Annotated in this window: 1 pseudogene; it reads left to right on the forward strand. The window is 69.5% G+C overall.

The features are described from left to right. Positions 1-134: 134 nt before the first annotated feature. Positions 135-1027 (forward strand): annotated as a pseudogene (locus AB0D28_RS29905) (IS5 family transposase). The last annotated feature ends 22 nt before the right edge of the window (positions 1028-1049 follow it).

The raw sequence follows: 1049 nt of genomic DNA on the forward strand, positions 1-1049 counted from the left end.
CTAGGGCCTGTGTCGAAGTCCGTGCGAGGGCTTGAGCTGTTGGGTGAGGATCTTGGCGTGTCGGTGTTCGAGATGTAGCGAGGTCTCCGGTATCTGGTTCAGCGACCAAGCAGAACCCGAACACCGGAGACCTCGTGGACACCCTAGCGGTGACGAGGCGGCACGACCTGACCGACGCACAGTGGGCGGCGCTGGAGCCGTTGCTGCCCGCGGGGCGTAGGCCAGGCCGGCCGTCGACATGGACGAAACGGCAGCTCATCGATGGGATCCGGTGGCGGACACGGGTTGGCGCCCCGTGGCGGGACGTCCCGGACTGCTACGGGTCCTGGGCTGCGGCGTACGCGTTGTTCCGGCGTTGGCAGCGGGATGGGACCTGGGCGAAGATCCTGATCGCCCTGCAGGCCCTGGCTGACGGAGCCGGACGCGTCGTCTGGGACGTGTCGGTGGACTCGACGGTCGCCCGAGCGCATCAGCATGCCGCTGGAGCGCGTAAAAAGGGGATCTGCAGGCCGAGCCGCCGGGCGGGGTCACGGTCGAACCGGACGATCATGCGCTCGGTCGCTCGCGGGGCGGCCTGACCACGAAAGTGCACCTCGCGTGTGAGCAGGGGCAGAAGCCGCTGTCGATCGTGTTGACCGCCGGGCAGCGCGGGGACAGCCCGCAGTTCATCCCGGTGCTCGACGGGATCCGGGTGCCCCGCCTCGGTAGCGGCCGGCCCCGGACCCGCCCGGACCGGGTCCTCGCTGACAAGGCGTACACGTCGAAGGCCAACCGCCGCTACCTGCGCCGACGTGGGATCGCCGCGACGATCCCGTCGAAGGCCGACCAGGACGCGAACCGGCGTAAGAAGGGGTCGAAGGGCGGCCGGCCACCGGCCTTCGACCCACAGCGGTACCAGCAGCGTCACGCCGTGGAGTGCGGCATCAACCGCCTCAAACGCCACCGCGCCGTGGCCACCCGCTTCGACAAACTCGCCGTGCGCTACGCGGCCACCGTGCACGTCGCCGCCATCAACGAATGGCTGTGACCGACTTCGACACAGGCCCTAG

The sequence above is a fragment of the Micromonospora sp. NPDC048169 genome, from assembly GCF_040652815.1.
Taxonomy (GTDB): Bacteria; Actinomycetota; Actinomycetes; order Mycobacteriales; family Micromonosporaceae; genus Micromonospora.